24 protein-coding genes are annotated in these 22,922 nt (G+C 68.7%); all 24 read right to left on the reverse strand.

What is annotated here, in order from left to right; genetic code table 11:
• Position 1 precedes the first annotated feature (1 nt).
• Entirely contained in the window at positions 2 to 280 is a 279-nt protein-coding gene (locus tag GV007_RS07815; protein WP_146080203.1) for an HGxxPAAW family protein, read from the reverse strand.
• 34 nt (positions 281 to 314) lie between these two features.
• Positions 315 to 998 (reverse strand): Trp biosynthesis-associated membrane protein, encoded by a 684-nt coding sequence (locus tag GV007_RS07820; protein WP_160071778.1) that lies wholly within the window; start codon positions 996 to 998, stop codon positions 315 to 317.
• The gene (hisI, locus tag GV007_RS07825; protein ID WP_160071779.1) at positions 985 to 1,374 is read right to left on the reverse strand and encodes a phosphoribosyl-AMP cyclohydrolase; all 390 of its coding nucleotides are present in this window, start codon (positions 1,372 to 1,374) and stop codon (positions 985 to 987) included. Before hisI ends, GV007_RS07820 begins: the two co-directional genes overlap by 14 nt.
• Positions 1,371 to 2,174, reverse strand: a complete 804-nt coding sequence (gene hisF, locus GV007_RS07830; RefSeq protein ID WP_160071780.1) for an imidazole glycerol phosphate synthase subunit HisF — start codon at positions 2,172 to 2,174, stop codon at positions 1,371 to 1,373. The genes hisI and hisF overlap by 4 nt, the downstream gene beginning before the upstream one ends.
• 5 nt (positions 2,175 to 2,179) lie before the next feature.
• On the reverse strand, positions 2,180 to 3,019 hold the full coding sequence (hisG, locus tag GV007_RS07835; protein ID WP_104306636.1) for an ATP phosphoribosyltransferase: 840 nt from the start codon (positions 3,017 to 3,019) through the stop codon (positions 2,180 to 2,182).
• Between the two features lie 120 nt (positions 3,020 to 3,139).
• Positions 3,140 to 3,403, reverse strand: a complete 264-nt coding sequence (locus tag GV007_RS07840; RefSeq protein ID WP_104241260.1) for a phosphoribosyl-ATP diphosphatase — start codon at positions 3,401 to 3,403, stop codon at positions 3,140 to 3,142.
• A 24-nt stretch (positions 3,404 to 3,427) separates the two neighbouring features.
• A complete protein-coding gene (gene rpe / locus GV007_RS07845) occupies positions 3,428 to 4,093 on the reverse strand; it encodes a ribulose-phosphate 3-epimerase (RefSeq protein ID WP_104241261.1) in 666 nt (221 codons plus the stop codon).
• Between the two features lie 9 nt (positions 4,094 to 4,102).
• Positions 4,103 to 5,491, reverse strand: coding sequence for an RsmB/NOP family class I SAM-dependent RNA methyltransferase (locus GV007_RS07850; protein WP_442960373.1), 1,389 nt, complete (start codon positions 5,489 to 5,491; stop codon positions 4,103 to 4,105).
• A 101-nt stretch (positions 5,492 to 5,592) separates the two neighbouring features.
• Positions 5,593 to 6,522, reverse strand: a complete 930-nt coding sequence (fmt, locus tag GV007_RS07855) for a methionyl-tRNA formyltransferase (protein WP_160071782.1) — start codon at positions 6,520 to 6,522, stop codon at positions 5,593 to 5,595.
• Positions 6,523 to 6,569: 47 nt separating this feature from the next.
• The gene (locus tag GV007_RS07860; protein WP_160071783.1) at positions 6,570 to 8,621 is read right to left on the reverse strand and encodes a primosomal protein N'; all 2,052 of its coding nucleotides are present in this window, start codon (positions 8,619 to 8,621) and stop codon (positions 6,570 to 6,572) included.
• A 14-nt stretch (positions 8,622 to 8,635) separates the two neighbouring features.
• Positions 8,636 to 9,829: a methionine adenosyltransferase gene (metK, locus tag GV007_RS07865; RefSeq protein WP_160071784.1), complete on the reverse strand. Its 1,194-nt coding sequence runs from the start codon at positions 9,827 to 9,829 to the stop codon at positions 8,636 to 8,638.
• A gap of 53 nt (positions 9,830 to 9,882) precedes the next feature.
• On the reverse strand, positions 9,883 to 11,100 hold the full coding sequence (coaBC, locus tag GV007_RS07870) for a bifunctional phosphopantothenoylcysteine decarboxylase/phosphopantothenate--cysteine ligase CoaBC (RefSeq protein ID WP_160074144.1): 1,218 nt from the start codon (positions 11,098 to 11,100) through the stop codon (positions 9,883 to 9,885).
• 73 nt (positions 11,101 to 11,173) lie between these two features.
• Positions 11,174 to 11,500: a DNA-directed RNA polymerase subunit omega gene (rpoZ, locus tag GV007_RS07875; protein ID WP_068484449.1), complete on the reverse strand. Its 327-nt coding sequence runs from the start codon at positions 11,498 to 11,500 to the stop codon at positions 11,174 to 11,176.
• Positions 11,497 to 12,396: a guanylate kinase gene (gene gmk / locus GV007_RS07880; RefSeq protein WP_160071785.1), complete on the reverse strand. Its 900-nt coding sequence runs from the start codon at positions 12,394 to 12,396 to the stop codon at positions 11,497 to 11,499. Before gmk ends, rpoZ begins: the two co-directional genes overlap by 4 nt.
• Positions 12,393 to 13,271, reverse strand: a complete 879-nt coding sequence (gene pyrF / locus GV007_RS07885) for an orotidine-5'-phosphate decarboxylase (protein ID WP_160071786.1) — start codon at positions 13,269 to 13,271, stop codon at positions 12,393 to 12,395. The genes gmk and pyrF overlap by 4 nt, the downstream gene beginning before the upstream one ends.
• A gap of 12 nt (positions 13,272 to 13,283) precedes the next feature.
• A complete protein-coding gene (carB, locus tag GV007_RS07890) occupies positions 13,284 to 16,583 on the reverse strand; it encodes a carbamoyl-phosphate synthase large subunit (protein ID WP_160071787.1) in 3,300 nt (1,099 codons plus the stop codon).
• Positions 16,584 to 16,585: 2 nt separating this feature from the next.
• Positions 16,586 to 17,758: a glutamine-hydrolyzing carbamoyl-phosphate synthase small subunit gene (gene carA, locus GV007_RS07895; protein ID WP_160071788.1), complete on the reverse strand. Its 1,173-nt coding sequence runs from the start codon at positions 17,756 to 17,758 to the stop codon at positions 16,586 to 16,588.
• A complete protein-coding gene (locus GV007_RS07900; RefSeq protein ID WP_160071789.1) occupies positions 17,755 to 18,297 on the reverse strand; it encodes a PH-like domain-containing protein in 543 nt (180 codons plus the stop codon). The genes carA and GV007_RS07900 overlap by 4 nt, the downstream gene beginning before the upstream one ends.
• Entirely contained in the window at positions 18,297 to 19,640 is a 1,344-nt protein-coding gene (locus tag GV007_RS07905) for a dihydroorotase (RefSeq protein WP_160071790.1), read from the reverse strand. Before GV007_RS07905 ends, GV007_RS07900 begins: the two co-directional genes overlap by 1 nt.
• 29 nt (positions 19,641 to 19,669) lie before the next feature.
• A complete protein-coding gene (locus GV007_RS07910) occupies positions 19,670 to 20,629 on the reverse strand; it encodes an aspartate carbamoyltransferase catalytic subunit (RefSeq protein WP_160071791.1) in 960 nt (319 codons plus the stop codon).
• A complete protein-coding gene (pyrR, locus tag GV007_RS07915; protein ID WP_160071792.1) occupies positions 20,626 to 21,189 on the reverse strand; it encodes a bifunctional pyr operon transcriptional regulator/uracil phosphoribosyltransferase PyrR in 564 nt (187 codons plus the stop codon). Before pyrR ends, GV007_RS07910 begins: the two co-directional genes overlap by 4 nt.
• Before the next feature lie 165 nt (positions 21,190 to 21,354).
• Complete coding sequence (gene nusB / locus GV007_RS07920; RefSeq protein ID WP_068484434.1) at positions 21,355 to 21,762, reverse strand: transcription antitermination factor NusB; 408 nt, start codon at positions 21,760 to 21,762, stop codon at positions 21,355 to 21,357.
• A complete protein-coding gene (efp, locus tag GV007_RS07925) occupies positions 21,762 to 22,325 on the reverse strand; it encodes an elongation factor P (protein WP_104241274.1) in 564 nt (187 codons plus the stop codon). The genes nusB and efp overlap by 1 nt, the downstream gene beginning before the upstream one ends.
• Positions 22,326 to 22,441: 116 nt before the next feature.
• A complete protein-coding gene (aroQ, locus tag GV007_RS07930) occupies positions 22,442 to 22,909 on the reverse strand; it encodes a type II 3-dehydroquinate dehydratase (protein ID WP_194677672.1) in 468 nt (155 codons plus the stop codon).
• Positions 22,910 to 22,922: the final 13 nt, after the last annotated feature.

Raw genomic sequence — 22,922 nt, forward strand, 5'->3', positions numbered from 1 at the left:
GCTAGTGCGCCTTCGGCCCGAAGCCGAGACGAGCGAGCAGCGGCCAGGCGATGGCCCCGATCACGATCGCGACGACGCCGACCCAGGTGACGATGTTCTGGTCGAACCAGATGCCGAGCGTCCCGACGGTGAAGCCGACGAGCATGATGAGGACACCGGTCCACGCGGCAACCGAATGGCCGTGGCTCTCGTGGGGCTCCTGCAGCGGGGCCTCCTGGACCTCTTCTGCCTCTTCGATGCTCGTGGGTTCGTGGGACGTCTTCGCGGCCAGTTCAGTCATGAGGGTGCTCCTTGTCACGTGCGCTGGGATAAGTCTAGCTGGATGCTCGCGAGCCACCCGCGTCGGTGGGGTCGTCGCCGTGGCTCAGCGCATCCCATTGCTCGACACGTTGATCGCTGTCCGTCGGGGCATCCGCGTGAACGGCACCCGTCGGCTGTCCATTCTCGGGCATCTCGTCGGCGGCTTCCAGTGAAGTCGTCGAGAAGCGCCGTCCACTCGTCGGCCATCGGCGGGCCGTGACGATGGTGAGCACGCCGGCGAAGGCGAGGACGGCGCCGGCGACGACGGCCAGCCATGGCCAGAACGCGACAGAGACCGCTCCGGCGGCAACCGCATCCGCGATCGTCTGCTCGCCCGCGAGTCCCGACGCCGCCGTCACCTCAGGTGCGATGGCCGGGGCCGGGTTGCCGACCGCGATGAAGGCCTGCAGCACCAGGACCGCGCCGACGAGCGTGAGCAGCCCGCCGAGCACGAACCTGAACACGACTCCTGCGAGGGCCAGCGCCGCGAGGACTGCGAGGGCCGCCAGTGCGAGCGCCATGACAGCGGGGGCCGCGACGTCTCCGCGGACCTCGCCCGCGAACGTCTGCGCCCCGAGGGACAGCTCGAACGAGAACCACACCTGCGACCAGGCGAGGATCGCCAGACCCGCGCCGACGACGATCGCCAGGAGCGTGGCGCGCTTGCCGCGCTTGCCCGCAGCGTCAGGCGACGTCATGGGCCGGGAACTCGAGCGCGAGGTCGTCGCCGTCGAAGCAGGTTCGGGTACCGGTGTGGCAGGCGGGGCCGTGCTGGTCGACGCCGAGGAGGATCGTGTCGGCATCGCAGTCGAGCGCGAAGCTCACGAGGCGCTGCGTGTTGCCGGAGGTGTCGCCCTTGCGCCACAGCTCCGAACGAGAGCGCGACCAGTAGACGACGCGCCCCTCGGTCAGGGTCATCCGCAGCGACTCCGCGTTCAGCCAGGCGAGCATGAGCACCTCGCGGGTGTCGTGCTGCGTCACGACCGCCGGAACCAGGCCGCGGTCGTCGAACGAGACCCGCGAGAGGATCTCGTCGATCCGCAGCGCGGAGACAGGGAACGTGGAGGCTGTCATCGGACACTCCGCCTGACGGTGATTCCTGCTTCGGCCAGGGAATCCTTCACCTGGCCGATCGTGAACTGCCGGTGGTGGAAGACGCTCGCAGCCAGCACGGCGTCCGCGCCAGCCTCGACGGCGGGCGCGAAGTGCTCGAGCGCACCAGCTCCGCCGGACGCGATGACGGGGACCGTCGCCAGCTCGCGGACCAGGCGGGTCAGCTCCAGGTCGAAGCCGGCCTTCGTGCCATCAGCGTCCATGGAGTTGACGAGAAGCTCCCCCGCGCCACGCTCGATGGCCTCGCGGGCCCAGCTGAGCGCGTCGATCCCGGTGTCCGTGCGCCCACCGTGGGACGTCACGACGAACCCGGACTCCGTCGATGGCGAACGCTTCACATCGAGCGAGAGGACGAGGACCTGCTTGCCGAACGTCGACGAGATCTCGTCGACGAGCGCCGGCCGCGCGATAGCCGCGGAGTTGACGCCGACCTTGTCGGCGCCGCACGCGAGCAGCACGCGAACATCCTCGACGCTGCGCACCCCACCGCCGACGGTGAGCGGGATGAAGACCTGCTCCGCCGTCCGTGTGACGAGGTCGTAGGTGGTCCCTCGCCCCTCATTCGAGGCGGTCACGTCGAGGAAGGTGAGCTCGTCCGCACCCTGCTCGGCGTAGAGCGCCGCGAGCTCGACAGGGTCGCCCGCATCCTGGAGATCCAGGAAGTTGACCCCCTTGACGACGCGCCCCTCGGCCACGTCCAGGCAGGGGATGACGCGCGTTGCGAGCCCCGTGGACTTCTGGGCGGATGAGGAGACGGTCATCGTCATCACACCCGGACGGCTTGCAGCGCCGTCACGATGATGGCCTTGGCCCCCGCGTCCTGGAGCTGGTCCATGACCTGGTTGAGCTCGTTCTGCGGCACCATGGAGCGCACCGCGACCCAGTCCGAGTCGCGCAGCGGCGAGATCGTCGGCGACTGGAAGCCAGGCGTGATCGCCAGAGCCGCGTCGAGTTTCGACGATTCGATGTCGTAGTCCATGATCGCGTAGCGTCGCGCGACGAGCACGCCGTCGAGTCGACCGAGGAGGCGACGCGCAGCGTGCTCCTTCTCCGGCGTCGAGATGAGGACCGCCGTGGATTCGAGGATGACCGGCCCGAAGACCTCGAGGCCCGCCTTGCGCAGCGTGCCGCCCGTTGAGACGACGTCGGCGACGGCATCCGCGACGCCAAGCCGGATGGCCGACTCGACCGCCCCCTCCAGGGGCACCAGCTCAGCCTCGATGCCCGCCCGGGCGAACCAGGAGCCGAGCAGGCCCGTGTAGCTCGTCGCCACCCGCTTGCCCTGCAACTGGCTGACATCGGTGAATTCGCCGGCGGGGCCCGCGAATCGGAAGGTGGAGTCGCCGAAGTCCAGCGCACGGACCTCCTTGGCGGCCGACTCGGTGTTCAAGAGGAAGTCGCGGCCCGTGATGCCAGCGTCGAGGACACCCGAGCCCACGTAGGTCGCGATGTCACGAGGCCGAAGGTAGAAGAACTCGACATCGTTGATCGGGTCGATGGCGACGAGCTCACGGCTGTCGCCACGGCCGCGGTAGCCGGCCTCCTGCAGCATTTCGTTGGCCGTCTCGGCGAGCATGCCCTTGTTTGGCACGGCGATGCGAAGCATTGTTGGAACGTCCTTGGTTCTGGGAGTCATGAATCGGGATGGGTGCGCGCTGCCTGGTGACCTCACCGGCGTCGGCGCACGTGTCGCGCGGGCCGTTCGACGGCGCCGAGCTCGTGCCTGCTAGAGGTTGCGGTAGACGTCGTCGAGCGTGAGGCCCTTGGCGAGCATGAGGACCTGCAGATGGTAGAGCAGCTGCGAGATCTCCTCAGCCGTCTCCTCGTCGCTCTCGTACTCGGCGGCCATCCAGACCTCAGCGGCCTCCTCGACGATCTTCTTCCCGATCGTATGCACGCCCGCGTCGAACTCTCGGACCGTGCCTGAACCCTCTGGTCGGGAGGCGATCTTCTCGGAGAGCTCTGCGAACAGCGTGTCGAAGGATTTCACAGGCACAGCGTAGTCGCTTGGCGCCTAGTGCGCGTGCCGGGCATCCGCTGCAGCGGCGCGCAGCGCCGCGATCTGCTCACCGGGATCACCGCGGAACACGGCCGATCCGGCGACGAAGGTATCGGCGCCGTTCGCTGCCGCGAGCTCGATCGTGTCGAGCGAGATCCCACCGTCGACCTGGAGCCAGGTCTCGAGGCCGTGCGACTTCCTGAGTCTGTCGGCCCTCGCCAGCTTCGGCATCATGTCCGCCATGAAGGACTGACCGCCGAAGCCGGGCTCGACGGTCATGATGAGCAGCTGGTCGAAGTGGGGCAGGATCTCCTCGACGGCGCTGAGGGGCGTCGCCGGGTTGATGGCGATGCCAGCGCGCGCGCCTCGCTCCTTCAACCGCTTGGCTAGGGTCACGGGACTCGTCGCGGCCTCCGCGTGGAAGGTCACCGAGAACACGCCCATCTCCGCGAACTGGGGAGCCCAGCGGTCCGGGTCCTCGATCATGAGGTGCAGGTCGAGCGGCACGGGGCTGATCTCCTGCAGACGCTCCACCATCGGCTGGCCGAACGTGAGGTTCGGCACGAAGTGGTTGTCCATGACGTCGACGTGCGCCGCATCGGCTGAGGCGATGCGGCCGAGATCTCTCTCGAAGTTGGCGAAGTCGGCGGCCAGGATGCTGGGGTTGATGCGCGCGTTCACGGGGCGATCCTACGGGGTCGGGGTCTCCTGCTGAGCTGGTGCTCGGCGCAGGAGAGCGAGGAACATGGCGTCGGTGCCGTGGCGGTGGGGCCAGAGCTGCACGAGCGTGCCGTCGCCGAGGGGACGTTCGCCGAGGTCCAGTTCACCGGTCGTCGAGGCACGGTTCATGATCGCGGCCGCATCCAGCACCTCAGCGCCCGACAGCCGAACCGCGCGGCGCACGACACCGGTCGTCTCTGCCTGGTGGGGCGAGCAGGTGACGTAAGCCACGATGCCGCCTGGCTTCACGGTGGCGAGCGCCGCCTCGAGCAGTTGCTCCTGCAGTTGGACGAGCTCGCTCACGTCGCTGCTCTGCTTCCGCCAGCGTGCCTCCGGCCTGCGGCGCAGTGCGCCGAGGCCCGTGCAGGGGGCGTCGAGGAGGACACGATCGAACTCGCCAGGGTGGCTCTCGGCGAATGAGCGTCCGTCCTCGTTGGTGACGGAGACGGGAGCCGCGAGCGGGGCGAGCGCCGTGCGGACGAGCCCGGCGCGAGCCGGCACGAGCTCGTTGGCGGTGAGCTTGGCACCGAGCTCGGTGGCGCTGGCAGCGAGCAGGGCAGCTTTGCCCCCGGGGCCGGCGCACATGTCGAGCCAGCGCTCGCCGGCGAGGACCGGCGCCGCCTCGAGCAGCGCGAGCGTGACGAGCTGCGAGCCCTCGTCCTGGACGCGTGCCCTGCCCGCCTTGACCTGAGGGACCCAGGACGGGTCGCCCGAGGCGAGCGTCAACCCGCGAGGCGAGACTCGGCCTGGCGCGAGGAGGTCGGCGTTCGTCTCGATGAGCTCGCCGGGCGTGTCGAAGCCGGGGAGGGACACGATGCTGACGGCTGGCGACTCATTGTCAGCGGCGAGTGTCGCGGCGAGCTCGTCGCCGCGCTCTTCCGCGGCGAGCGAGTCGCGCAGTGCGCGCACGATCCAGTCCGGATGCGAGTGCCGGACCGCGAGAGTCCGCTCCTCGCTCTGCCCCGTCGTGATCTCGTCGAGCCATTCGTCGAGTCCGGTGCGCGAGATCTTCCGAAGGATGGCGTTGACGAACCCGGAAGCGCCTCTGGACGCGATGCGGGCGGCCTGCTCGACCGACTCGTTGACCGCAGCGTGACTCGGCGTGCGCATGCTCAGCAGCTGGTGCGCGCCCAGCCGAAGGACATCGAGGATCGGCGGGTCGATGTCGCGGACGTCGCGTCCGGACGCCTCGGCGATGATCGCGTCGTACGTGCCTCGACGACGAAGCGTCCCGTAGGTCAGCTCGGTCGCAAGGCCCGCATCCGACGGGGAGAGCCGTGCCGCCGAGATCCGGTGCGGAAGCAGGAGGTTTGCGTAGGCGTCGTCTTCGTCGACCGCTCTGAGAACCTCGAACGCCACCTGGCGTGAGCGCGTGACGGAGCGACCGGCTGTCGGCTGGTCAGGGCGTCGCCTGCCTTCGAAGGGGCGGTTCCCGCGACGTCCTCCTGCACCCGCCGGGCTCATGCGAGCACCAGCGTCTCGGCATCGCGCCTGCCGCGGAGCCAATCTCGCGCTGGCATCGGCTTCTTCCCGGCGGGCTGGACGGTGAGGAGCTGCAGGGGCTGCGTGCCCGTGCCCACGAGGACGTCCTGGCCGACGACGGCGAGCTGCCCCGGTGCAAGCGGCGGCGCGTCTATCGCCTCGCTCGGGCGTGAGGTGCGCAGGATGCGCAATGGCTGTCCGTCGACGTGCGCGACCGCGCCCGGTTCTGGAGTCACGCCGCGGATGTGCGCGTCCACGCTCACGAGCGGAGCCGCCCAGTCGACTGCGGAATCCTGCTTCCGCAGCTTCGCCGCGGTGGTGGGTTCGCCGACCTGCGGCTTGGCGCTTAGCGCGTCTTCGCTGATCCCCTGCACCGTCTCCGCGAGGAAGGCCGCTCCCTCCCCCGCGAGGCGCTCGAGGAGCTCCCCCGAGGTCTCGGTCTCGCCGATCGGCGAAGCCTGGGTCGCGAAGACCGGCCCCTCGTCGAGGCCGACCGTCAGCTGGAAGATGGTCATACCCGTCGACGAGTCGCCACGCATGACGGCACGCTGGGCCGGGGCGGCGCCGCGCAGGTCGGGGAGCAACGAGAAGTGCAGGTTGATCCAGCCGCGCTCGGGCGCATCGAGCGTCGCGGCGTCGATGAGCGCCCCGTAGGCGACGATGACGCCGAGCTCGGCGTCGAGGCTCGCGAGCTCAGCGGTCACGTCCGGGGACATGCGGTTGCTCTTGATCACCCGAAGGCCGAGCTCCGCCGCGCGGGCCGCCACCGGGGATGGCGTGAGCGCCCTCGAGCGACCCACCTTGGCATCGTCGCGAGTGAGGACCGCCGCGATCTCGTGACCGTCGTCCACCAGCGCCTCAAGGCTGAGGACGGCGGTGGATGGGGTGCCGGCGAAGACGAGCCGCATAGCTGGTGCCTCTCGAGGTTGGTGCGAGTGTGGTGCTGGAGCGCGGGTCAGAAGATGCCCGGCGGGTCAAATCGTACGCGCAGGGTCGAGGCGTGCCCGCCGCCGCGACCCGCGACGCGCGGGCGCCGGCTAGTTGCCGCTCGGACGAGCTCGCTCTTCAGCAGCTTCGCCAGCGGGGCGCCGAGCGAGTAGCTGAACTTGAGAACTGCTCGGCTTCCGACCTCCTGGGGCGTCGGTCCGAGGATCTGCATGGCCCCAGCCTGCTTGAGCTCGGCGGAGGCCTCGACGGTCGCAATGGCGTGGCGGACTTCCTCGTCGCTCCCGGAGATGGCGGCGACGCGAATCGCCGGTGGGAAGTGGAGATCGCGCCGCTCCTCGAGCTCGCGCGTCGAGAAGGCCGGCTGCTGCCAGGTGCGGAGCGCGTGCGCTGCCGGATTGTCGGCTCCGACGATGACGACCTTGGCGCCGCCCGACGCCAGCGCCGCGGCGTTCGACCATCCGCGGAGCGCGTCGACGCCAGCATCGAGGCGCTCCTGAGCGAGCGAGCGCTCCGTGTCGAGCAGGACGATGCCGGCGTAGCCGGAGCTCGGAACCGGCTCGGCGCCGCGCGTTGCCACGACGAGACAGGGGCGGTCGTCGATCGTCACGGTCTCTGAGGCTCCATCGGCCACGACGACACGAGTGCCGGGGAAGGCGCGTCCGAGCTCCTCTGCGGTCCGCTCCGCGCCGAGTGACGTGTTCCGGAGGCGCCGGTCGTCGCACTCGGGACACTGCCACTCGGGATGGAGGGCGTCGCACACCCTGCAGGAAGGGGGCGCTCCCGGGCGCGAGTACTCGAGGGCTCCGCCGCAGACCGTGCAGCGAGCTGGCGTGCGACACCTGGCGCAACTGAGGCTCGGGATGTAGCCGGCACGCACGACCTGGAGCAGCACCGGCCCGTGCTCGAGCGCGCGCCTCGCCTCCTGCCAGGCGAGCGCTGGGATGCGCGCGTGCGCCGCCGGGGTCTCCTCGGCGAGTGCCTGGCTGCCCGAGATGACCTTGGGAGCCTCCGGTCGCGTGAGGGGCACCGGAGTGAGCCACCGCATGCCCACGAGGCGGGCGACCTCCAGGCTCGGGGTGTGCGCCGCGAAGATGAGCGTGAGCGACTCGCGCTCAGCGCGGAGCAGGGCGACGTCACGGGTGCTGGCGTAGGGAGCGAGCTGCTCGGTGAAGCTCTCGTCGCCGTCGTCCCAGACGAGCACAGCGCCGAGGTTCGAGGCCGGAGCGTAGACGACGCTCCTCGTGCCCACGACGACACCCGGTGTCTCGTCGAGGCAGGCGAGGAACGCCGCGTAGCGGTCGGCGGGCTTGGCGCGGGTGTCGAGTCGGCGGACCTGACCGGCATCGAGGAACCTGCCGAGCGCGCGGAGGGCCAGCTCGACGTCGCGGTAGTCGGGGACCGCCAGGATGACGGACTGCCCGGCGGCGACGCGAACCGCTGAGATGGCTGCAAGGGCGAGGAGCGAGCGGGGAACTCCCGCGTCGACGCCGACCGGGGCGTCGACAGCGAACCGCGCCGCTGGGCCCCGCCCGAGGATCTCGGCTGCCTCTGCCCCGTACATGGGAACGAGCGTCGCTTCCGGGGCATCGTGGACCTCGTCCGCTGTGGACGCGGGCTCGTCGGCATCGCTCAACGGCGCGTCCTCGCCGCCAGGAGCTTCCGCCGTCGCTGGAGCTGCCTGGGCGCGTGCCTCCAGCCACCGCTGCTCGACGCGCACGGACCTCGCCGGGATGGCGAGGCGCAGCACGTCCGCCGCGCATCCGGCCTGCCGGTCGGCGACCGCCCGGGCGAGGCCAGCGATCTCGGGCGTGAGCACCCTGGCCGTCGAGACGAGCTCGATGATCGGCGCGAGCTTGCCCGTGTACTCAGCGACTCGCTCGACGGCCACGACGAACCCCTGCAACTGGCGGTTCGACGTGCGAAGCGGAACCGCAACCCTCATTCCGACGCCGATGCTCCCGCGCAGCTCGACGGGGATCTCGTACTCGAGCTCCCGGTCGAGCTGCGGAAGCGGGGAGGCGACGACGACGCGCGCGACCCTCGGCAGGGTGTCGTCCACAGCTGGCTCTGCGATCAGAGGCCAGCGGCTCGGCGGAGCTCCTCGGCCCGGTCGGTGCGCTCCCACGTGAAGTCGGGCAGCTCACGACCGAAGTGGCCGTAGGCGGAGGTCTGGGCGTAGATCGGGCGACGCAGGTCGAGGTCCTCGACGAGCGCACCTGGGCGGAGATCGAACGTCGAGAGAATCGCCTCGATGATCGTGGCGTCCGCCACCCTGCCGGTGCCGAAGCTCTCGACGTAGAGGCCAACCGGCTCAGCCTTGCCGATGGCATACGCGATCTGCACTTCGAGGCGATCGGCGAGCCCCGCCGCGACAGCGTTCTTCGCCACCCAACGCATGGCGTACGCGGCCGAGCGGTCGACCTTCGAGGGGTCCTTGCCGCTGAAGGCGCCGCCACCGTGGCGCGCCATGCCGCCGTACGTGTCGACGATGATCTTGCGTCCGGTCAGGCCCGCATCGGCGCGGGGCCCTCCGTCGATGAAACTGCCTGACGGGTTGACGAGGAAGGTGGGCTCGGCGTCCGCGAACCCGTTGCGCTCCAGCACCGGGCGGACGACGTGCCTGATGACGTCTTCGCGGATCTGCGCCTGCTCGAGGCCAGGGTCGTGCTGCGTGGAGACCACGACGGTCTCGATGGAACGGGGCACGCTCCCCTCGTAGCCGACGGTGACCTGCGTCTTGCCGTCTGGGCGCAGGTAGGCGACCTCGCCGGACTTCCGGACGGCCGCGAGCTGCTGCGCGAGCTGGTGCGCGAGGTGGATCGGCAATGGCATGAGGGCTTCGGTCTCCCGGGTCGCGTAGCCGAACATGATGCCCTGGTCTCCCGCACCCTGCTTGGCGATCGCGTCTTCCGAGCTCTCGGAGCGGTGCTCCAGCGAGGTCGTGACGCCCTCGCCGATCTCGGGAGACTGCTCTCCGACCGAGATCGAGACACCGCACGAGGAGCCGTCGAAGCCGACGTCGCTCGACGTGTAGCCGATCTCGCTGATGGTGCGCCTGACGATGCCGGCGATGTCGGAGTAGGCCTTGGTCGTGACCTCACCGGCGACGTGCACCTGGCCCGTCGTCACGAGCGTCTCGACGGCGACGCGGGACGCCGGGTCCTGTGTCAGGAGGTCGTCGAGGATGCGGTCGGAGATCTGGTCGCAGATCTTGTCGGGGTGACCCTCGGTGACCGACTCAGAGGTGAACAGGCGAAGAGAAGACAAGAAGAACCCCTTGCGGTGAGTGTTGCGGCTGCTGGTTGGCGACGCCGGCGTGACTAGACGTTGGCGAGCAGATCCAGGATGACATCGGCCACCGACATCTTGTCGCCAGTGTGACGCGAGACAACGTCGCCAGACGCCGCGAGGATGAAGACGGAGTTGTCGTCCGACTGGAAGCCGAGGCTCCAGCCGACCCTGTTGACGACGAGGTAGTCGCATCCCTTCCTCGCGATCTTGGCCCGACCGAGCTCGAGGAGCGCAGCGTCGTCGGTCTCGGTCTCGGCCGCGAAGCCGATGATGACCTGATCGGCACCACGTGACGCGGACAGATCCTGCAGGATGTCGGGATTGCGGGTGAAGGTGAGTGTCAGCTCTTCGCCCGCCTGCTCCTTCTTGATCTTGCCTTCGGCAACGGTCACCGGACGGTAGTCCGCGACCGCCGCGGCCATGATGACGACATCGTGACGTGGGGCGATCTCGGCGCAGGCCTGCGCGAGCTGCTGCGCGCTCGAGACGGTGACGAGCTTGACCCCGTCGGGTGGCCGGACCTCCGCGTTGGCGGCGACGAGGGTGACCTCAGCGCCACGCGCGAGGGCACGCTCGGCGAGCGCGAAGCCCTGCCTGCCGCTCGATCGGTTGCCGATGAACCGCACAGGGTCGAGCGGCTCGCGGGTGCCTCCCGCTGTGATGAGGACGCGCCTCCCGCGGAGGTCGCTCACCAGTTCCGCGTCGCGGCGGCGTCGGCGTTCGCCGCGTCCGGCGCTCAGGATCGTCGCAACGATCTCGGAGGGCTCCGCCAGGCGACCTGGTCCGGAGTCGCTGCCGGTCAGCTGGCCGTCGGCCGGACCGACGAGCACCACTCCGCGCGCGTCGAGACGCGCCGCGTTGGCCTGCGTCGCCGGGTTGAGCCACATCTCCGTGTGCATGGCTGGTGCGAGGATCAGCGGAGCCGTCGACGCCAGGATCGTCGTGCCGAGCAGGTCGTCCGAGAGGCCTGCGGCGATCTTTGCCATGGAGTTCGCGGTCGTCGGCACGACGGCGATGACATCAGCCTGCTGGCCGAGCGCGACGTGCCGAACCTCAGCGACGTCATCGAAGACGTCGGTTCGAACGGGGTTGCGTGAGATGGCCTCGAACGTCGGACGCCCCACGAACCGCAGCGCGGACTCAGTGGGCACGACGTCGACGTGATGTCCGAGAAGAACGAGATCGCGGATGACCTGGACCGCCTTGTAGGCGGCGATACCGCCCGTCACGCCGATGACGACGCGCATCGGCTGCCCGTCAGACGCATCGGTCTGGGGGGCGGCAGCCGGATGCGCGCCAGCGATCTCGCTCACGGTCGTGCTATGCCTGCGGTGCGTCGTCTTCGAAGTTGATCTCGTCGTCGAAGACGATGACGTCGTCCGGCGTCTCGAGCGGACGCGCCTCGACCATGACGATCTTCTGCTCGTTGATCTCGTGCAACGCGATCGAGAGCGGCTTGTCGTCGATCGAGGAGTCGATCAGCGGGCCGACGTTCTGGTAGATCGCACCGTCGTGCAGATCGGAGTAGTAGTCGTTGATCTGACGCGCGCGACGCGATGCGAAGATGACCAGCTGGTACTTGTTGTCGACGCGCTGCAGCAGCTCGTCCATGGGCGGGTCAATGATGCCCTTGGGCTTCTCAATCATGCGTGCTCCTTGTTCAGTCCCAGATGTTCGACTACGCGTGCCGCAGCCTCAGGCACGGAGTCGTTGACGACCAGTGCATCGAACTCGTCCTGGGCGGCGAGTTCGATCTTCGCGGTTTCGAGGCGCCGAGCCTGTTCTTCGGGTGATTCTGTGCCGCGCCCCACGAGGCGCCGCACAAGCTCGTCCCAGCTCGGAGGCAACAAAAATACCAGTCTAGCCTCAGGCATGCGCGATCTGACCTGTCTGGCGCCCTGAATGTCGATTTCCAGCAGGACGGATCGGCCGGAGGAGATGGCTTCGTCGATTGGTCCGCGCGGGGTGCCGTACCTGAAGGCGTTGTGGACGGTCGCGTACTCGAGCAGCTGCTCCTGGTCGACGAGCCGGTCGAAGCCGGCGTCGTCGGTGAAGTGGTAGTTGACCCCGTCGACCTCGCCGGGCCGGGGTGAGCGCGTCGTGGCGGAGACGGAGAGCTCCACTTCGGGGTAGTGCTCGCGGATGTAGTTGGCGACCGTGCCCTTGCCGACTGCCGTGGGGCCAGCCAGGACGACGAGGCGATTCCCGGTGCTCTGCGCACCGAGTCGTTCCTCCAGGAAGGCGCGGAGGCGGATGCGCTGGTTGCGTCCGAGCCCACCGAGGCGCTTGGACGGTGAGATGGCCAGCTCCTCGAGGATGCGGGCCTGCTTGGTGGCTCCGATGTGCGGGATGCTCAGGAGGAACTGGGTCACGCGCAGCGAGTGCTCGGCTGCGTGTTCCGGGGACTGGCTCGCATCGAGCACCGAGATGGGGCTGCGAGCGCCGGTCGCGAGCGCTCGCTTGACCTCGGCTCGGGCCTGGCGGGCGAGGACCGCAGCCCTGGAGGCTGCGATGCGGTCGACGGGGGGTGGCACCTGGGTCATGAGAGGGCGTTCTCCAGCTCTGCGGTCTGCTGGTCGATGGCGTCGGCGATGCCGTTGGGTCCTGCGGCCAGGACGCTCCGGGAGACGTTCACGATGAGCGACTCGGTGGCTGCACCGAACGTGCTTCTGATCTGCGCGAACTCAGCCCCCTGGTGGCCGAAGCCCGGAGCGAGGATCGGGGTGCGGGGTGCGCCGCCGAGGGCGGGAAGGTCGACGCCGAGGGCGTCGAAGTCGACGGTGCCGCCGAGGACGACCCCGATCGAACCGAAGTCGCCGCTCGCGTGCTGCGTGTTCCAGGCGACCGCACGATTGGCGATGCCTCCCGCGACCGTCTCGCCGCGCTGCGTCCCGCGATCACGTCGAGCCGTCTGGATCGAGGTCGACTCGGGGTTCGACGTCGCAGCGAGCACGAACAGTCCCTTCCCGAGCCGCTCGGCGAGCTCGAGCGCCGCGGCGAGCGAGTCGAAGCCCTGGTAGGGGTTCACCGTCATGGCGTCGGCCTCAAGCGGAGACCCCGCTTCGAGCCACGCTTTCGCATAGGCCTCGAGGGTCGTGCCGACGTCGCCGCGCTTGACGTCGGCGATCACGAGCAGGTCCGCGTCCCGAGCCGCAGCGAAGACTGTCTCGAGCGCCGCGAAGCCAGCCGAGCCGAAGCGCTCGAAGAAGGCGATCTGCGGTTTGACGACGCCGACGCGCCCGGCTGCTGCCTCGATGACGCGAAGGCCGAACTCCTCGGCTCCGGTCGCGGTGTCGGGCAGCCCCCACGAGGTGAGCAGGAACTCATGCGGATCGATGCCGACGCAGAGCCGGCCCCGCTCCTCCAGGGCGTGCTGGAGTCGGGGGCCGAACCCGCCCACTCCAGCACGCGACGCCATCGCTGCAGTCAACTAGCTTTCCCCCCTCTGGGTGTTGTACTCCTGCAGGCTCGTGACGGTGAACCCGCTGCGGAGAGCAGAGAGGGAACCGACGGCGGCAGAGAGCTCCGAGATCGTCGTGAAGATCGGCAGATCGGCGGAGACCGCAGCCATGCGGATCTCATAGCCATCGGCTCGAGACGCCCGGCCGGATGGCGTGTTGATGACCATGTCGACCTCTCCCCCGTGGATCATGTCCACGATGTTGCGGTCCTGGCCCGGCGTCGTTCCATCCGGAGAGTCCGGGGTGAACTTGCCGACGACCTTCGCCGAGATGCCGTGGCGTGCGAGGACCGCAGCCGTGCCCTCGGTGGCGGCGATCGAGAAGCCGAGCTCCACGAACTTCGCGACGGGCAGGACGATGGCGCGCTTGTCGCGGTCGGAGACGGACACGAAGACCGTGCCCGACTTCGGGAGGCCACCGTAGGCCGCGAGCTGGCTCTTCGCGAACGCGGTCGGGAAGTCCGTGTCGATGCCCATGACCTCGCCGGTCGAGCGCATCTCCGGGGAGAGCAGCGAGTCGACGATGCGGCCGTCCTTCGTGCGGAAGCGCTTGAACGGCAGCACTGCCTCCTTCACCGCGACGGGACTCGACGCAGGCTGGTGCGTGCCGTCCTGCTCACGAAGGAGACCTTCCGCCTTGAGCTCCGCGATGCTCACGCCGGTCATGACGCGCGCGGCGGCCTTGGCGAGCTGGGTTCCGAGCGCCTTGGAGACGAACGGCACGGTCCGGGATGCACGCGGGTTGGCCTCGAGTACGTAGAGCTTTCCTCCGGAGAGGGCGAACTGGACGTTGAGCAGGCCGCGAACGCCAACACCCTCCGCGATGGCCAGTGTCGCGTCCCGGACGTTGTTGAGGACAGCGTTCGAGAGCGTGACGGGAGGCAGCGTGCAGGCCGAGTCGCCCGAGTGGATGCCCGCCTCCTCGATGTGCTCCATGATGCCGCCGATGTACAGCTCGTCGCCGTCGAACAGCGCGTCGACGTCGATCTCGGTCGCCTCGTCGAGGAAGCGGTCGACGAGCAGCGGGTGGGCGGGCCCGACGATTGCCTGGCCCTCGATGCGCGAGAAGTAGTCACGCATCTGCTCGGCGTCGTAGACGATCTCCATGCCTCGGCCACCGAGCACGAAGCTCGGGCGGACGAGGACCGGGTAGCCGATGCCGGTGGCGACATCGAGCGCACCGTCGAGGTCGGTCGCCGTGCCGTTCTCCGGGGAGATCAGGCCGGCGCGGTCGAGGACACCCGAGAACAGACCGCGCTCCTCGGCGAGGTCGATGGCGGCGGGGCTGGTGCCGAGAATCGGCACGCCAGCGGCTTCGAGGCCCTTCGCGAGGCCGAGTGCCGTCTGACCGCCGAGCTGCACGACGACGCCGAGCAGCTCGCCGGCTCCGCGCTCGACCTCGACGATCTCCAGCACGTCCTCGAGGGTGAGCGGCTCGAAGTAGAGCCGGTCGCTCGTGTCGTAGTCGGTCGAGACCGTCTCCGGGTTGCAGTTGATCATGATGGTCTCGAAGCCGGCGTCCGAGAGAGCGAACGAGGCGTGCACACACGAGTAGTCGAACTCGATGCCCTGGCCGATCCGGTTCGGGCCGGAGCCGAGAATGATGACCTTCCGCCGGTCGCTCGGGGTGACCTCTGACTCCTGGTCGTAGCTGGAGTAGTGGTACGGCGTGAACGCGGGGAACTCCCCGGCGCACGTGTCGACCGTCTTGAAGACCGGGCGCACGCCGAAGTTGTGACGGATGGCGCGGACCTCGTCCTCGCTGAGCCCGCGCAGCTCGGCGATCTGCGTGTCCGAGAACCCGTGTCGCTTGGCGTTGCGGAGGAGTCGCGCGTCGACGACGTCGGCGGAGGCGATCTGATCGGCCACCTCGTTGATGAGCACGATCTGGTCGATGAACCAGGGGTCGATCGCCGTGGACTCGAAGACCTGCTCGGGCGTCGCACCCTTCCAGAGCGCGCGCTGGACGTTGACGATTCGGCCGTCGGTCGGGACCTTGATGATCTCGAGCAGTTCCTCGACGGAGGCCTCGTCGGCAGCCCAGGTGAAGGAGGACCCTCGCTTCTCCAGCGACCGCAGTGCCTTCTGCAGCGCCGTAGAGAAGTTGCGGCCAATGGCCATGGCCTCGCCGACCGACTTCATGGTCGTCGTCAGCGTCGTGTCGGCGGCCGGGAACTTCTCGAAGTTGAAGCGCGGCACCTTGACGACGACGTAGTCGAGCGTCGGCTCGAAGCTGGCGGGCGTCACCTTCGTGATGTCGTTGGGGATCTCGTCGAGTCGGTAGCCGATCGCCAGCTTGGCGGCGATCTTCGCGATCGGGAAGCCCGTGGCCTTCGAAGCGAGCGCCGACGAGCGGGAGACGCGCGGGTTCATCTCGATGACGATGATGCGACCGTTCGAGGGGTCGATGGCGAACTGGATGTTGCATCCGCCCGTGTCGACGCCGACGAGGCGGATGATCGCGATGCCGATGTCGCGGAGGCGCTGGTACTCGCGGTCGGTGAGCGTGAGAGCCGGCGCAACCGTGATGGAGTCTCCCGTGTGGACGCCCACCGGGTCGACGTTCTCGATGGAGCAGACGACGACCGTGTTGTCGGCCGTGTCGCGCATGAGCTCGAGCTCGTATTCCTTCCAGCCGAGGATCGACTCCTCGAGGAGCACCTCGCCGGTCGGGCTCGACTGGACTCCGTCGGCGACGAAGCGGATCAGGTCCTCTTCGTTGTAGGCGAAGCCCGAACCGAGGCCGCCCATCGTGAAGGACGGCCGCACGACGAGCGGGTAGCCGAGGTCATCGGCGAAGCCGATGGCCTGCTCGACGCTCGTCGCGATGTGCGAGCGCGCGACCTCTGCGCCGGCCTCGATGACGAGGTCCTTGAAGATCTGGCGGTCCTCGCCGCGGCGGATGGCCTCGACCTTGGCGCCGATGAGCTCGACGCCGTGGCGCTCGAGGATGCCCTGCTCGTGGAGGGCGATGGCGGCGTTGAGCGCCGTCTGCCCGCCGAGGGTGGGGAGGATCGCATCAGGGCGTTCCTTGATGATGATCGACTCGATGATGTCGGGGGTGATCGGCTCGACGTAGGTGGCGTCTGCGAAGTCCGGGTCGGTCATGATCGTCGCCGGGTTCGAGTTCACGAGGATGACGCGGACGCCCTCCTCGCGGAGCACTCGGCAGGCCTGCGTGCCCGAGTAGTCGAACTCGGCAGCCTGGCCGATGACGATGGGGCCGGAGCCGATGACGAGGACGCTTGAGATATCTGAGCGCTTTGGCATGCTTACGCGTTCTCCTGGCCGTTGGTGTGGGTGGATGGGGAGGCGAGGTGCTCGAGCACCATCTCCCTGAACTGGTCGAAGAGCGGCGCGGAGTCGTGGGGGCCCGCCGCCGCCTCTGGGTGGAACTGCACGCTGAACGCCGGGATGTCGAGGCAGCGGAGGCCTTCGACAACCTGGTCGTTGAGTCCGATATGGCTCACCTGGGCGCGCCCGAAGCCTGCTGGCGTCTCGACAGGCCCGTCGAGCGGCGCCTGGACCGCGAAGCCGTGGTTCTGCGCGGTGATCTCGATGCGTCCCGAGAACGTGTCGACGACGGGCTGGTTGATGCCGCGGTGCCCGAAGGGGAGCTTGTAGGTGTCGAACCCGAGTGCGCGGCCGAGCAGCTGGTTGCCGAAGCAGATGCCGAAGAAGGGCGTTCCGTCGCGGAGGACGTTGCGGAGCAGCTCGACGTGGGCTTCGCTCGAGGCAGGGTCTCCCGGTCCGTTCGAGTAGAAGACGGCGGTCGGTGCGAGCTCGCGGAGCTGCTCGATCGTCGTGGCGTGCGGGAGCACGTGCACGTCGAAGCCGCGTTCGGCGAGCGCCTTGATCGTTGCGGTCTTGATGCCGAGGTCGATGATCGCGACGGATCCGATGGGCTCGGCTCCCGTGGAGGGGTGCACGACGGCCTCCGGCGTGGAGACCAGGTCGCTGAGGTTGCGTCCCGCCATGGTCGGCTGGGAGCGCACCTTCTCGAGCAGGGTGTCGTCGTCGGCCGCGGCCGCGTCTCCCGAGAAGATGCCGCCTCGCATCGAGCCTTCGCTGCGGATGCGGCGCGTGAGCGCCCGAGTGTCGACACCGGAGATGCCGACGATGCTCGTCGACGTCAGCGCGTTCTCGAGGGTGTCCTCTGCCCGCCAGTTGGAGACGACGCGGGAGGGGTCGCGCACGACGTAGCCGTCGACCCAGATCTGGCGCGACTCCATGTCTTCGTCGTTGACGCCCGTGTTGCCGATGTGCGGAGCCGTCTGCACGACGATCTGGCCCGCGTAGCTCGGGTCGGTCAGGGTCTCCTGGTAGCCGGTCATGCCTGTCGAGAAGACGACCTCGCCAAGCGTTTCACCGACGGCGCCGTAGGCGTCGCCCTCGTATCGCGTGCCGTCCTCCAGAACGAGCACGGCGGGAATTGGTGGCGTCATGAGGACTCCTCGGTCGTGGGGGCTGGTGTCAGCTGCAGCGAGTGCAGCGCGGTCTTGAGCTGTTCGCGCGCAGTGGCGTCGACAACTCGGAGTGAAGTCTCGACGCTTACGCGCGGGTTCGCGTGCTCGTCGGCGGGCAGGAGCCAGCGGATGATCGTCAGGCCGCCGTTCTCGACGACACGGTCGATCGTGACCGTTCCGTCGATCGTCGCCTCGATGTCTCCCGCTGGGATGAAGAAGGCGCGCTCACCGGCGATCTGGACGACTGGCCCCTCGCGGAGGACGGTGACCTCCGCTCGTCCTCGGAAGCCGAGCGGCGGTACGACGATCCGGTCAAGCGCGTCGCCCGTGCGGCTAGTCGACACGTAGTGGACGTCATGCCAGTGTCCGAGCGGCTGCTGCGTCGAGTGGGGTGCTTCGAGGGGCGTCGAGATGCCGGCCTGCCCTCGAACGCGGCGGCGCCAGCCGAGCCACATGAGCACGACGATGATGAGGAAGGCGACGATCGTGAGCGTCGCGGGGAGTACGCGATCGTCCATCAGGCGATGTCCTTCGCTCTGGCCTTGGCGGCGGCGGCAGCACCCTCGGCGGACAGCAGCGCGCCATCGTCCAAGGTGCGTGTGCCCCGGTAGACCGTGTGGACGACCCGGCCGGGCAGCGGCATGCCGAGGAAGGGCGAGTTGATGCTCTTCCCGCCGAGCGAGTCCGTCGTGAAGTCGGCGGTGGGAGCGGGATCGTAGAAGACGAGACTGGCGAGCTCGCCGGCCGCGACTGGGCGGCCTGAGATGGCATCGCCGCCGATTCGGGCTGGGGTCTCCGACATGATCCGGGCGACGTCGGCCCACGTGAGCGCGCCGGTGTCGACCATGGTGTGCTGCACGACGCGGAGGGCTGATTCGAGGCCCACCATGCCCATCGCAGCCTGATCCCACTCGGTCTCCTTGGCATCCACCGGGTGCGGCGCGTGGTCGGTCGCGACGATGTCGATCGTGCCGTCGGCGAGCGCCTCGCGCACGGCGATCACGTCGTCCTGGGTGCGCAGCGGCGGGTTGACCTTGAACCTCGCGTCGTAGCCGCGGACGAGCTCCTCGGTCAGCAGGAGGTGGTGCGGCGTCACCTCTGCCGTGATGTCTATGCCTCGCGACTTGGCCCAGCGGACGACGTCGACGCCCTCCCTGGTCGAGACGTGGCAGACGTGGAGCCGCGACCCGACGTGGTCGGCGAGGAGCGCGTCGCGCGCGATGATCGACGATTCGGCGACGGCGGGCCACCCGCCGAGACCGAGCTCTGCGGAGAGGGCGCCCTCGTTCATCTGCGCGCCGGCGGTGAGGCGCGGGTCCTGCGCGTGCTGTGCGACGACCCCGCCGAAGGCCTTCACGTATTCGAGTGCGCGGCGCATGATCAGGGGGTCGAAGACGCACTTGCCGTCATCCGAGAACACCCGGACCTCGGCGTTCGACTGGGCCATCGCCCCGATCTCCGAGAGCTGCTCTCCCCCGAGCCCGACCGTGACGGCACCGATCGGTCTCACGTCTGCGTAGCCGGCGGATCGGCCGAGCGCTGCTACCGCCTCCACGACACCTGCGGTGTCCTGCACCGGTGAGGTGTTCGCCATGGCGAACACCGTGGTGTAGCCGCCGAAGGCTGCTGCGCGCGTCCCGGTCAGGACCGTCTCGCTCGACTCGAAGCCCGGCTCGCGCAGGTGGGTGTGGAGGTCGACGAGCCCGGGGAGCACGACGAGTCCCTCGACGTCGATCACGTTCTCCACGCCCTCGAGGCCGATCGTGCCTGCCGGCGCGACCTCGGTGATCGTCGTCCCGCTGACGAGCACGTCGACGGGGTCGACGCCAAGCAGCTGGGCGCCTCGGTACAGCGTGGTCATGGTGCCTCTCTCGTTTCCTTGGCCCTGGTTCACGAGCCGCTCCCCGCGCGTTCGCCCGAGCAGAGCACGTAGAGCGCTGCCATGCGGACGGCGACGCCGTTCGCGACCTGCTCGAGCACTGTCGACTGCGGTGAGTCGGCGGCGATGGAGGATATCTCCAGGCCGCGGTTCATCGGGCCCGGATGCATGACCATCGTAGTCTCGGGCAGGCCTCGGAAGCGGGCCTCACCGAGGCCCCAGTTCTTCGCGTACTCCCTGGTGTTCGGGAAGAACGCGTCGTGCATCCGCTCTGCCTGGATGCGCAGGAGCATGACCGCGGTTGGCTTGGTCGCGAGCGCGCCGTCGAGGTCGCTCGTGATGGTCGCTGGCCAGGCCTCCGTGCGGACCGGGACGAGCGTCGGGGGCCCGACGAGCGTGACCTCGGCGCCGAGCGTGGTCAGGAGCCAGACATTCGACCTGGCGACACGGGAGTGCAGTATGTCGCCGACGATGACGATGTGGCAGCCGTCGAGGCCCTTGCCGCGTGCCGCGGCGCGCCCGTGGACGCGTCGACGCAGCGTGAAGGCGTCGAGCAGGGCCTGTGTCGGATGCTCGTGCATGCCGTCGCCGGCGTTGAGGATGGGGGCGTCGATCCAGTCGCGCTCGGCCAGCAGCTGCGGCGCCCCGCTCGAGGGGTGCCGGATGACGACGGCGTCGGCACCGATGGCTTTGAGGGTCTGGGCCGTGTCCTTGAGCGATTCTCCCTTGGAGACGCTCGAGCCCTTGGCCCCGAAGTTGATGACGTCGGCGGACAGGCGCTTCTCGGCTGCCTCGAAGGAGATCCGTGTGCGCGTCGAGTCCTCGTAGAACAGGTTGACGACGGTGATGCCGCGCAGGGCGGGGAGTTTCTTCACCTCGCGGTCGCCGACGTCGGACATGTCCTCGGCCATGTCGAGGAGCATGATGGCATCGTCGCGCGACATGCCCTTCGTGGAGAGCAGGTGCTTCATGCGCGAGCTCCGTCCGTGATGACCACGCGGTCGCCGCCGTCGAGCTCGGTGAGCTCCACGCCGATTCGCTCGCTCCGTGCGGATGGCAGGTTCTTGCCCACGTAGTCGGCGCGGATGGGCAGCTCTCGGTGGCCTCGGTCGACGAGCACGGCCAGTTGCACGGCGCGCGGGCGGCCGGTGTCGCTCAGTGCGTCGAGCGCAGCGCGCACGGTCCGACCCGAGAAGAGCACATCGTCGACGAGCACGATCGTCTTGCCGTCGATGCCGCCCACGGGGATGTGCGTCGGCTGCGAGACGCGCGCCGGGCCCCTCCGCAGGTCGTCGCGGTACATCGTGACGTCGAGAGCACCGGCGATGTCGGCGGCTTCGACGTGGGTTCCGGTGGAGGCCTCGAAGCCAGCGATGAGGCTGGCGAGGCGCTTCGCGAGGGGAACTCCGCGGCTCGGGATGCCGAGCAGGAGCAGGTCCTTCGACCCGCGGTTCTGCTCGAGGATCTGGTGCGCGATGCGCACGAGGGCTCTGTGAACGTCGTCGTGATTCAGCACGGTTCGCTGGGACACGTCGACCTCCTTCCCCGCCTCACTGGACGGTGTTAAAGGATGTCTGGACTGAAGCCGCCGGGACTGCAGGCGAGCTGCAGGGAAACCGGTCGGCCGGAACCCGACTGGGGCCTGGGTCTCCACCGCTCTCGCGGCATCGACCCAGGCCACCAGCCTAGCACCGGGCTACTGCTCGCTGATGCGGCCGAGCACTCCGTGGATGAACTTGCCCGAGGCATCCGTCGAGTACTCGCCAGCTGCGCTGACCGCCTCGGTGATGGCGACCGCAGCGGGGATCTCGTCGTTGTACTTGAGCTCCCAGATGGCGACCCTGAGGATCGACCTGTCGAGTGCTGGCATGCGTTCGAGCGTCCAGTCGCGGGCCGTCTCGACGATGTAGCCGTCGATCTCGTCAGCGTGCTCGATGACGCCGAGCACGATCTCCCTGGCGTAGCGCCAGCTCGCGGCGCGGTCGGGCTCATCCGCTGCCCGTTCTGCTTCCTGTCCGAGGAGCTCCGGAATCGGGGTCCCCCGTACATCCGACGCGAACAGGATGTCCATGGCGCGCTTGCGCGCCTTCGTGCGCGCGCTCACTAGTCGTTGACGCGGCCCAGGTAGTCGCCCGTGCGGGTGTCGATCTTGACCTTGGTGCCGGCGTTCAGGAAGAGCGGGACCTGGATCTCGGCACCCGTCTCGACGGTCGCAGGCTTCGTGCCGGCGTTCGAGCGGTCGCCCTGGAGACCCGGCTCCGTGTACGTGATCTCGAGGACCACGGACGGCGGGAGCTCGATGTAGAGCGGCTCGCCCTCGTTGAGCGCGATCTGCACGCTCTGCTGCTCGAGCATGTACTTCGCAGCGTCGCCGACGATCTTCTCGTCGAGCGTGATCTGGTCGTAGTCGCTCTGGTCCATGAAGACGTAGCCGTCTCCGTCGCGGTAGAGGTACTGGAAGTCGCGCCGGTCGACGGTCGCGGTCTCGATCTTGGCGCCAGCGTTGAACGTGCGGTCGACGGTCTTGCCGCTGACGACCTGCTTGAGCTTGGTGCGCACGAACGCACCACCCTTGCCGGGCTTCACGTGCTGGAAGTCGATGACCTGCCAGAGTTGTTTCTCGATGAGGAGTACAACGCCGTTCTTGATGTCTGCCGTAGTTGCCATGGAAGTTTCTCCGTGTCCATCCCGCGGTGCTGCGGGATTCTTCAGTTATTGGCACCTGGTTGAGGTACGCGCGAGCTGTCGGCGCGAGGCGTTTGCCCCAGCGGCCCCGGAGAAGTCTAGTGCAGGGTCTCTGGAGAGGGCCGCGTTGCCTCGATCATCGCCCGAATGCCCTCGAGCGCGGCGAGGTACGAACCGGCGCCGAGCCCTGCGACGACGCCGGTCGCGACCGGCGAGATGACACTCGTGTGGCGGAAGACCTCACGAGCGTGGGGGTTCGACAGGTGCACCTCGATGAGCGGGGTGCCGGTCTCCGTCACGATGGAGACCGCGTCACGCAGTGCGATCGAGTAGTGCGTGAGCGCTGCGGGGTTCAGGATGACCGGGGTGCGCGCATCGGCCGCCTCGTGCAGCCACTCGACGAGCTGCCCCTCGAAGTTCGACTGGCGGGCATCGATCTCGACGCTGCTCCCCGCTCGCTTGCGGAGGAGTTCGATGATGTCGTCCAGGGTCTGGGTGCCGTAGGTCTGGGGCTCGCGGGTGCCGAGCCGGTTGAGATTCGGGCCGCCGAGGACGAGGATGCGCATGCTGGCCAGTCTA

Origin of the sequence: Pseudoclavibacter sp. 8L, assembly GCF_902506465.1 — a bacterium.
In the GTDB taxonomy this organism is placed as follows: Bacteria; Actinomycetota; Actinomycetes; order Actinomycetales; family Microbacteriaceae; genus Pseudoclavibacter.